We start from the raw sequence: 2,016 nt of genomic DNA on the forward strand, positions 1-2,016 counted from the left end.
TCTGGGGAATATCTCCCCGGCAGCCTTCAGGGAAAAATATCATCAGATGGCTGCTTAAAAAAAGAACAAATGGTAGTATCCGCTATTGCCAGTACACCTCAGGACGCCTGCATCAAAACGTTCAGAAACGACATCGGTCAAACCATAATCAATGGTAAGCTGAATATCAATTTCAGGATGCGATTTCAGGAATGTGCGCATGGCTGGTAACAATATCGTTTTTGCTGCATGTTCTACAGTAGTAATACGTATTGTCCCGGATGGGCGGTTCTGCAGATCGCTCAGGGATGTCAGGGCAGAATCTATGTCATGCAATATAGGGCCAAGAACAGACAAAAGATGCTCGCCCGCTTCAGTGGGTACAACGCTGCGCGTGGTTCGCGTCAGAAGCCGCAATCCCAATCGTTCTTCTATACGGCGCACTATCTGGCTTAAAGCTGACTGCACCATGCTCAGGCGGGCTGCTGCGCGAGTGAAGCTACGCTCCTCTGCAACGACGACAAACGCCATCAGATCAGCGATTTCTTCACGCTTCATTCAGTATCTCCATACAATCTATTAATCATTTAAATGATAGGTCTAATCATGATTTAGGGTCTAATCAACTTAATGATCAATATCTATAGTGATATCACCAACCGTCAAAACGAACCGACAACTCCATGAGGAACTGAATGATGAATAATAAAGTCAGCTTCACTAACAGCAATAATCCAACCATCTCTTTGTCTGCAGTGATCTATTTCCCTCCAAAATTTGATGAAACCCGTCAGTATCCGGCAATTGTGGTATCTCACCCAGGTGGGGGCGTTAAAGAGCAAACGGCCGGAACCTATGCCGAAAAGCTGGCGGAAAAGGGATTTGTCACTATTGCTTATGACGCATCTTATCAAGGTGAAAGTGGCGGCGAGCCGCGTCAGTTAGAAAACCCATACATTCGTACTGAAGACGTCAGTGCCGTGATTGATTACCTGACAACGCTTTCTTATGTCGACAATACCCGAATTGGTGCGATGGGAATTTGTGCCGGTGCAGGATATACAGCCAATGCTGCAATTCAGGATCGCCGCATCAAGGCCATCGGTACCGTTAGTGCGGTCAATATTGGTTCGATGTTCCGCAATGGTTGGGAAAACAATGTGAAATCTATTGATGCTCTGCCACACATTGAAGCTGGCTCAAACGCCCGAACCAGCGATATTAGCAGCGAAGAATACGCCATTATGCCACTGGCTCCAATGAAGGAGGCCGATGCGCCGAACGAAGAACTGCGTCAGGCCTGGGAGTATTACCACACACCTCGTGCGCAGTATCCAACAGCACCGGGTTACGCTACTTTGCGCAGCCTTAACCAGATTATTACCTATGATGCTTACCATATGGCGGAAGTGTACCTGACTCAGCCGATGCAGATTGTGGCGGGCAGCCAGGCAGGGAGCAAATGGATGAGTGACGACCTGTACGATCGGGCATCAAGCCAGGATAAACGCTATCACATTGTTGAAGGCGCAAACCATATGGATCTTTATGACGGCAAAGCCTATGTGGCTGAAGCAATTTCAGTATTAGCTCCGTTCTTTGAGGAAACTCTGTAATGAAACATATTCAAATCCGCAATAGTGATATGGCCTGGCATATTGCTGCCAATATTCAGTTTCCACCAAATTTTGATGAGTCAAAACAGTATCCGGCGATTATCAGCGTCCATCCTTTTGGCAGTTGTAAGGAGCAGACGTCTGGCAATATCTATGGCAAGGCATTGGCTGAAAAAGGCTATGTCGTTCTCGCTTATGACGCCAGTTTCCAGGGAGAATCTGGTGGGTAGCCTCGTTGGATAGAAGATCCGACACAGCGCGTAGAGGATATTAGCCGTGTTATCGATTATGCAGTAACTCTGCCATATGTTGATGCTGAACGCATTGGCGTGCTGGGTGTGTGTGGGGGGTGCCCCTATTAAGTTGTCAAGCATGTTATGACCCCTGCGGGGTATAAAAAGTCCCGTCGCGCATCATGGCG

1 protein-coding gene and 2 pseudogenes are annotated in these 2,016 nt (G+C 47.6%); 2 read left to right on the forward strand and 1 reads right to left on the reverse strand.

Annotated elements, in window-relative coordinates; all coding sequences use genetic code 11:
- Window positions 1-102: 102 nt before the first annotated feature.
- Window positions 103-537: pseudogene (gene pgrR / locus ABZJ92_RS21605) on the reverse strand (DNA-binding transcriptional regulator PgrR); the annotation flags it as partial.
- A 137-nt stretch (window positions 538-674) separates the two neighbouring features.
- On the opposite strand from pgrR, the gene ABZJ92_RS21610 reads away from it, so the two are divergent.
- The gene (locus tag ABZJ92_RS21610) at window positions 675-1,595 is read left to right on the forward strand and encodes an alpha/beta hydrolase (protein ID WP_000981715.1); all 921 of its coding nucleotides are present in this window, start codon (window positions 675-677) and stop codon (window positions 1,593-1,595) included.
- Window positions 1,595-1,954, forward strand: a pseudogene (locus tag ABZJ92_RS21615) (alpha/beta hydrolase); the annotation flags it as partial. The gene ABZJ92_RS21610 and the pseudogene ABZJ92_RS21615, both read left to right, overlap by 1 nt.
- Window positions 1,955-2,016 lie beyond the last annotated feature (62 nt).

This window comes from Shigella sp. FJ200513 (assembly GCF_040495915.1).
Classification (GTDB): domain Bacteria; phylum Pseudomonadota; class Gammaproteobacteria; order Enterobacterales; family Enterobacteriaceae; genus ECMA0423.

Bases quoted from the DNA above. Each gene is read 5' to 3' on its own strand.
- ABZJ92_RS21610 (WP_000981715.1), top strand. From the start codon at position 675: ATGATGAATAATAAAGTCAGCTTCACTAACAGCAATAATCCAACCATC.